We start from the raw sequence: 8,153 nt of genomic DNA, 5'->3' as shown, positions 1-8,153 counted from the left end.
CATTTATAAGCTGCTTTATCCTTTAAACCTGACAAGTATTCTTTACAATCCAGGTCGGTTTTGAAGCGATCAGAGAACTCTAGAAGATTTTGACCCTTAAATATGTTCATGTTTTATTACTTTTAATCGTAATAAAGATAAGTATTTATATGATGACCTCTATTAATTGGTTTTTAGATGTAGCTTTGGACGTTACATTTCCTATAAAATTACATTACTTTTGCTACTATATGCATAAATTGATAACAAGTCCACAAAATCCAGTTATAAAACAGCTTATTCAGCTGAAAGATAAATCTCGAGAACGCAAAAAAACGGAACAATTTTTACTCGAAGGTAAACGCGAATTATCTCTTGCTATTAAAGGAGGCTACACTATTGAAACACTACTCTACTTTCCAGATTTATTTTCTGAAAGCGAGGCAAAAGCAATGGAACATTATAATGTAGAAATTATTGAAATCTCAAAAGAAGTATTTCAAAAATTAGCATATCGTAGCACAACTGAAGGTATAATTGCTGTTGGCAAAACTAAATCTCATACACTTGAAGAGTTAAAACTAACCTCTAAAAATCCTTTGATACTAGTAGCTGAAGCTCCTGAAAAACCAGGAAATATTGGCGCATTACTTAGGACTGCAGATGCGGCAAACGTTGATGCTGTGATTATTGCCAATCCTAAATCAGATATTTACAACCCAAATATTATTCGCTCCAGTGTTGGTTGCGTATTTACAACTGAGGTTGCTGTTGCAAGTAGTGAAGATGTAATAAGCTATCTACAGAAGTATAATTTTAATATTTTTAGTGCTATACTTCAGGAATCCGTGCCATACCACATGCAGGACTACACCTTACCTACTGCAATAGTCGTTGGTACAGAAGCGACAGGACTTACACAAGAGTGGCGTGATGCTGCTACTCAAAATATTAGCATACCAATGCAAGGTGTTATAGATTCTATGAATGTTTCTGTAGCTGCCGGAATTTTAATTTTTGAAGCAAAAAGACAGCGCAATTTTAAATAATTCTAATAAATGAATTCAGAGATCCTCTTCTATATTATCGTGGCTATTATAGTTATCAATTTTCTTAAAGATAAAATACTTGATACACTTAATGCAAAGCATTTTAATGATGAAATTCCTAATGAATTAGCGGATGTTTTTGATGAAGACGCTTACAAAAAATCACAGGACTATAAAGCTGCAAATTATAAGTTTGGTATATGGTCTTCTTTATTTTCTTTGTTGCTTACGCTTGGTTTTTTATTCTTCGATGGATTTCAATATGTAGATGCTATAGCCAGAAACTATTCTGATAATACAATTATCATCGCATTGCTATTCTTCGGAATTATTATGTTGGCTAGCGATATTATCTCCACACCTTTTAGTTACTATAAAACTTTTGTGATTGAAGAACGTTTTGGTTTTAATAAAAGCACAAAAAAACTCTTCATTATCGATAAAATTAAAGGTCTTTTGATGACGAGTATTATTGGAGGTGGACTATTAGCTATAATTGTTTGGTTTTATCAAGCTACCGGAACATATTTTTGGCTATATGCTTGGGGTTTAATTACAGTATTTACGGTATTTATGAACATGTTTTATGCCCGACTAATAGTTCCTTTATTCAACAAGCAAAAACCATTAGAAGATGGTGAATTAAGGAACAAAATATCTAATTATGCCGACTCTGTTGGTTTTAGCCTAAATAAAATATTTGTTATTGATGGCTCAAAGCGAAGTACTAAAGCCAATGCTTATTTTTCTGGGTTTGGAAGCGAAAAACGCGTGACGCTTTTTGACACCTTAATCAATGATTTAAATGAAGAAGAAATCGTTTCGGTATTGGCACACGAGGTTGGTCATTATAAACTAAAGCATATAATTTTTAATTTATTTGCTTCTATTCTATTAACTGGATTAACATTATACATTCTATCTATCTTTATATCTAATCCGTTATTATCAAATGCTATCGGTGTAGAAGTTCCTAGTTTTCATGCTGGGCTTATAGCATTTGGATTACTCTACTCGCCTATTTCTGAAGTTACAGGACTTATTATGAACTATTTCTCACGTAGATTTGAATACCAAGCCGATGATTATGCTAAAAACACCTATAAAGCTGAACCCTTAATTACTTCACTTAAGAAATTATCTAAAAATAGTTTGAGTAATTTGACTCCGCACAAAGCTTATGTTTTTATGCATTATTCGCATCCTACGCTTTTACAGCGTATTCAGAATCTAAAAAGCAAGACATGAAGATTAAAGCTTTTTTTATCATATTATTTATGGTCTTAGCTTGTAAGGATAATAATATTCGTGTTGAAAAAATAGCAGAAGTAAACCAAAATTTTAAGGCAGATTCTGTTATAAAACCTCCACTACTGAAAATCGAAAAAACCTTTTTATTGGGTAAATTCGATTATAAAACACATCCAGATTTTGTTCAAGTAGATTTAAAACTAAGTTCAAAGAGAGTTTATCTTCAAAACGAAACCTATGAGGCATTTCTCAGAATGCAAAAAGCGGCAGAATATGACACCATTCAATTAATTATTGTGTCTGGTACTCGAAATTTTGAAGAACAAAAAGCGATTTGGAATCGCAAATGGAATCGCTACAATAATCTGAAACCGATTGACCGCATCAAAAAGATTTTAGAATACAGTTCAATGCCATCGACTTCTCGTCATCATTGGGGTACCGATATGGATTTAAATAATTTGAATAATTCTTATTTTACTTCTGGAAAAGGAAAAAGAATCTACGATTGGTTAACTAACAATGCAAACAAATATGGTTTTTACCAAGTTTATACAGATAAGACAAATGGCAGAACTGGCTATAATCTAGAACGTTGGCATTGGTCTTATTTACCTTTAGCTTCGATTTACTTAAACCAGTACAAGACAAATATTAATTATTCTGATATTGATGGGTTTGAAGGTTCTGATTTCGCAGAGGACATAAAAGTAATCCCTGAGTTTGTGAATGGTGTTTCCGAAAAAGTTAAAACATTCAAAAATCGATAAAAGGTAACTATTAAGAAATCGTATTTTTACAATAATGCCACAAACTACAGTCATTTCATTTTTTAAATACAAAGGCCGAAAAAACAAATGGCATGCTTTGGGACGAATGGGACGTTCGCCTCTACTCAAACGTGATTTTCAAGGCTTAACATTTTGGCGACCTTTAGGTACAGGAAGTGGAAATGGCTTTTCTATATGGCCAGATTGGTCCACTTTTGGCCTTTTAACCGTTTTTGAATCTGAACATGATGCAAACTTATTTTTAAGGTCAAAAGCCATCGCTGAGTATGAGGCACCGTCTTTGGAGCATTCCCATGTACTCATGCATGCAATAAAAGCACATGGGCAATGGAGTAAGCAAGAACCTTTTAAATCGGCTATTAGTTACGATGAAAGTAAATCAATTGCTGTGATTACACGTGCGACCATAAAACCAAAATTAGCTCATAAATTTTGGCGTTACGTGCCTTCTGTTTCTAAATCTATGGATCATCACGAAGGTCTTATTTATACTAAAGGTATTGGCGAATGGCCTATTTTTATGCAAGCCACTTTTTCATTTTGGAAAAAAGGAAAGCATATGATGGATTACGCATACAGCAATAAAAAACATGCCGATATGGTCAAAAAAACTAGAGAACTAGGTTGGTACTCCGAAGAACTATTTTCTCGATTTCATCCTTTCGAAGTTCGAGGTAGTTTGATAAATCATAGTCTAAATGACAAACAAGATTTATAACACAACTTCTCCGTAAAGGTCAAAATCTTCGGCCTCAATAACCTTTATAGTGGCGAATTCTCCTGTTTTAAGATAAGTAGACGTCGCATCAATACGAACTTCATTATCGACGTCTGGAGAATCAAACTCTGTACGACCAACAAAATAGTTACCTTCTTTACGGTCAATAACTACTTTAAACTCCTGTCCTATTTTTTGTTGATTTAATTCCCATGAAATTTGAGATTGAATTTCCATAATCTCGTTAGCACGTTGCATCTTTACATCTTCAGGCACATCATCTTCAAGGTTATATGCATGGGTGTTTTCTTCATGAGAATAGGTAAAACAACCTAAACGCTCAAAACGCATGTCCTTTACCCAATCGCGTAGTGTTTCAAAATCTTCCTGAGTTTCACTAGGATAACCAACAATCAAGGTAGTTCTGATAGTCATTTCTGGCACTTTTGCTCTGAATTCTTTTAATAGTTTGGTTGTCTTCTCTTTCGTTGTTCCACGGCGCATACTTTTTAAAATAGAATCCGAAATATGCTGTAATGGAATATCAAGATAATTACAAATCTTTGGCTCACATTTCATAATATCCAAGACATCCATAGGAAACCCTGTCGGGAATGCATAATGCAAACGAATCCAATCGATACCTTCGACTTTTACTAAGTTTTCTAGAAGCTCTGCTAAGTTTCGCTTTTTGTACAAATCTAAACCGTAATAGGTCAGATCTTGTGCAATTAAGATTAACTCTTTAACACCATTAGCTGCTAATTTTTCAGCTTCTACAACTAATTCTTCAATAGGCGTAGACTTGTGCTTACCACGCATTAATGGAATAGCACAAAAACTACAGGGTCTATCACAACCTTCGGCAATCTTTAGATATGCATAATTTTTAGGTGTTGTTGTTAGACGTTCGCCAATCAATTCGTGTTTATAATCTGCACCTAATGCTTTTAGTAAACCTGGTAATTCAGTAGTACCAAAATACTGGTCAACATTAGGTATTTCCTTTTGTAAATCTGGTTTATAACGCTCACTTAAACATCCTGTAACAAAAACTTTATCGACATCGCCATCTTCCTTTTTTTGCATGTAATGCAAAATGGTATTGACGCTTTCCTCTTTAGCATTATTGATAAAACCGCAAGTGTTAATCACAACGACATTACCTTCTTGCTCATGCACTACATCTTTCCCACTAGCTTTTAATTGCCCCATTAACACCTCGCTATCGTAAACATTTTTACTACAGCCAAGCGTTACCACATTGATTCTATTCTTCTTAAGAGTTTTTGTACGCATAGTCTTTAAATCAGCATGCAAAGATACATAATGATTTAGTATATCTAATGGAGAGTAATAGATTATACCAACTTGTTCTTTATACCTTTAGTATATTTACATGTCTTAGATAAAACCTATTTATGAAAACTGTGCGTCTTAACTATTTTATATTTGTATTAATTGTCTTCTTTTCTTGTAGCACAAGCGATGAAGTTATTTCATCGGAACCAAGTGCTAGTGACGCGTTGTACTTTCCTTCTTTGAATTCTAATACTTGGGAATCTACTTCAGCTTCTGCTATTGGGTGGAATACTAATGAACTTGAACCTCTTTTAGACTTTCTTGAAAATAGCAACACTAAATCATTCATTATGCTGTATAATGGAAAGATTGTAACGGAGTCTTACTTTAATGGTGCAGATGCAAATTCTAACAATCCATGGTTTTCAGCTGGTAAAACATTAACTGCTTTTATGACTGGTATTGCACAAGAAGAAGGATTTCTTGACATCAATACTGCATCATCAACCTATTTGGGAAGTAATTGGAGTAGTTTAACTACTGAACAAGAAAATGCCATTTCTGTAAGAAACCATATTACAATGACTACTGGTTTAAATTATAATGTTGACTTTGCATGTACAGACTCAGAATGTTTAACTTACTTGAATGATTCTGGTAGTAATTGGTATTATCATAATGCACCATATACCTTGACACTATCTATTATTTCTGGTGCAATAAATTCTGACTTTGATTCCTATTTTAATTCAAGACTCAGAGATAAAATAGGTATGCAAGGCACATGGGTGCCTTTTGGATACAATAAATTTTACTTTAGCAATGCAAGAAGCATGGCAAGATTTGGACTTTTATGTCTTAATAATGGTATATGGAATGATCAGGTAATCATGTCTGACAGTAACTATTTCAATACTATGACAAACACATCTCAAGGCTTAAACCCTGCTTATGGGTACTTATGGTGGCTAAATGGAAAGTCATCTTATAGATTACCAAGTGAATCAAGTTTGTTTCAAGGCAAGCTTATACCCAATGCACCAGATGATTTAGTAGCTGGACTAGGTGCAAATGATCAAAAACTATATGTAGTACCGAGCAAAAAATTAGTAATTATCCGCATGGGAAATAGCGGTGATTAAGGTCAATTAGGACCATCAGGCTATGACAATTTACTCTGGGAAAAATCAGTGCTTTAATAAATTAATTATAGTCCTTAGGTGCTACTCTAGCTTTTGATGCTTGTTCGTAGACATAAGCCCATTCTAATAACTGTCTTTCTCTTAAGCGGCTAGAAATAAAAGTTAGTCCCATTGGTCTTCCATTCTCTTGATAACCCATTGGTACGGTCAAAGCTGGATATTCTGCTGCAGCAGCAAACCCTGCATGATAGTTGTTTATAGATAAAAATCCATCAAGGTTTTGAGCTTGCATAGGCTTATCAAAATACTGTTTACCGTTGGTTTTTAGAGTATCCTTTATACGCTCTAGAAAAATTGCATCGCCTTTATCTTCTGAAATGCCTTTAAATAAATTTTGTCCATAAGGCATAGACACCAAAGAATCTTTAAGATTATAGGCCATAAAATCCTGTACAGTTCTCAATTTTATATAGCTATTAGCATATCTTTCCATATATAATGGTAAATCCTTTTTCATATCAAGATTAAGTAATCTTAAAAAGTTAGGCAGTCCAAGTTGCTCTTCTTCGACTTCTACTATAACAGCACCCTGTTTCTTTAAAACATCTAGTGCTTTTATATATAATGTATCTTGTAACAATCGCTTTGGTGCTCCAAAACGGTTACCTTTTACAGTAGCTTCTTTAAGATTTTCGTAATAAAATCCATTATCTAGTAATGTATCTATAGTTTTAGAATCTGAATTATCAAGGCCAAAAATAGCATCTAACAAAATAGCATTATCCATAACTGTTTTTGTCATTGGACCAGCAGTATCTAACGTTGAAGAAATTGGAACGACACCACTACGGCTAACTAAACCAATAGTTGGTTTGAGACCAACGATTGAATTACTACTTGCTGGAGATAATATAGAGCCTGAAGTCTCACTACCAATGGCAGCAGCTGCAAAATTTGCAGACACTGAAACGCCACTACCTGAACTCGAACCTCCAGTATCTATGATACGTCTACCATAAGGGTTTAGCGTTTGTCCACCTACAGCAGAATAACCACTAGGACAATCGCCACAGAAAAAATATGCCCATTCGCTTAAGTTAGCTTTTCCTAAAATTAAAGCGCCTTTAGATTTGAGCTGTTTGGTTAAAAATGCATCACCTGTTCTATTGTCCTTTAATGCTGCTGCTCCCGCTGTAGTTACCATACCGTCAGCATTGATATTATCTTTTAATAAGATTGGCATACCAAATATGGGGTGCATGCCTTGTTCAAACTCTACACCATCAGCTTGTTTGGCTTTATCAATAACATTAGGATTTATTGAAATTACTGAGTTCAAAGACAAATCATTTTCTCTATCAAACTTTCTAATTCGAAATAAATAGAATTTGGTAAGTTGCTCGTAATTAAAATTGCCATCAGTAATATGTTTTTGCAAAGTCGGAATATCTGCCTCAAGAATTAATGGTTTTAACCTATTGTAATCTGCTTCTTTGAAATCCTCCATTTGCGGATTTATATTAGACCAAATCTCAGCTTTAGTTATAAGCTTAGAGTCTAAAACTTTGAAGTCTCTAAAATCCTTTGTAGAGATAGCGCTTAAGTCATTATCTTCAACTATAGTTTCAGATTCACTAATAGGTGTTCTTGCCTCTTCTTTTTTAGGAGTGTCCTTACAAGAAAAAATAAATAATAAAAGAAAAAGTGAAAAATACCTGATCATGGTTCATATTTTTTATAAAAATACGAAAAAGGCATAGCTTTATAAACTAGAAATTAGTCAGATAATTTGAGTAAAAAAGTAAATAATCCTCGGGGCAAGCCCACGAGGCATTAAAATAATTTCAATTGATTATTCTTTTTCAAACTTTTATAATCCTTTTCAACACCTTGTTCCTTAACATAATTTGCTATCAATTTT

7 protein-coding genes and 1 pseudogene are annotated in these 8,153 nt (G+C 33.7%); 5 read left to right on the top strand and 3 right to left on the bottom strand.

Features of this window, described 5'->3' with window-relative positions; all coding sequences use genetic code 11:
* Window positions 1-110 (bottom strand): annotated as a pseudogene (locus tag HKP48_RS10055) (IS1595 family transposase); the annotation flags it as partial.
* 120 nt (window positions 111-230) lie between these two features.
* On the opposite strand from HKP48_RS10055, the gene HKP48_RS10050 reads away from it, so the two are divergent.
* From HKP48_RS10050 to HKP48_RS10035, 4 genes are read left to right on the top strand one after another with little or no spacing between them, the layout of a single operon-like run.
* Window positions 231-1,028: an RNA methyltransferase gene (locus HKP48_RS10050; protein ID WP_296345436.1), complete on the top strand. Its 798-nt coding sequence runs from the start codon at window positions 231-233 to the stop codon at window positions 1,026-1,028.
* Between the two features lie 9 nt (window positions 1,029-1,037).
* A complete protein-coding gene (locus tag HKP48_RS10045) occupies window positions 1,038-2,276 on the top strand; it encodes a M48 family metallopeptidase (protein ID WP_296345433.1) in 1,239 nt (412 codons plus the stop codon).
* A complete protein-coding gene (locus tag HKP48_RS10040; protein ID WP_296345431.1) occupies window positions 2,273-3,049 on the top strand; it encodes a M15 family metallopeptidase in 777 nt (258 codons plus the stop codon). The genes HKP48_RS10045 and HKP48_RS10040 overlap by 4 nt, the downstream gene beginning before the upstream one ends.
* Window positions 3,050-3,083: 34 nt before the next feature.
* Window positions 3,084-3,788: a hypothetical protein gene (locus HKP48_RS10035; RefSeq protein WP_296345429.1), complete on the top strand. Its 705-nt coding sequence runs from the start codon at window positions 3,084-3,086 to the stop codon at window positions 3,786-3,788.
* Here HKP48_RS10035 and rimO read toward each other — a convergent pair.
* Window positions 3,783-5,087 (bottom strand): 30S ribosomal protein S12 methylthiotransferase RimO, encoded by a 1,305-nt coding sequence (gene rimO, locus HKP48_RS10030; RefSeq protein ID WP_296345427.1) that lies wholly within the window; start codon window positions 5,085-5,087, stop codon window positions 3,783-3,785. The two genes, HKP48_RS10035 and rimO, sit on opposite strands and share 6 nt — an antisense overlap.
* 122 nt (window positions 5,088-5,209) lie before the next feature.
* Here rimO and HKP48_RS10025 point away from each other — a divergent pair, with 122 nt between their 5' ends.
* Window positions 5,210-6,232, top strand: a complete 1,023-nt coding sequence (locus HKP48_RS10025) for a serine hydrolase (RefSeq protein WP_296345425.1) — start codon at window positions 5,210-5,212, stop codon at window positions 6,230-6,232.
* 61 nt (window positions 6,233-6,293) lie between these two features.
* Here HKP48_RS10025 and HKP48_RS10020 read toward each other — a convergent pair whose 3' ends face one another.
* Entirely contained in the window at window positions 6,294-7,955 is a 1,662-nt protein-coding gene (locus HKP48_RS10020) for an amidase family protein (RefSeq protein WP_296345423.1), read from the bottom strand.
* Window positions 7,956-8,153 lie beyond the last annotated feature (198 nt).

This window comes from Winogradskyella sp. (genome assembly GCF_013042245.1).
Lineage (GTDB): Bacteria > Bacteroidota > Bacteroidia > Flavobacteriales > Flavobacteriaceae > Winogradskyella.
Note: the sequence above shows the minus strand (reverse complement) of the source record. Positions and strands in the feature narration are given on the sequence as shown.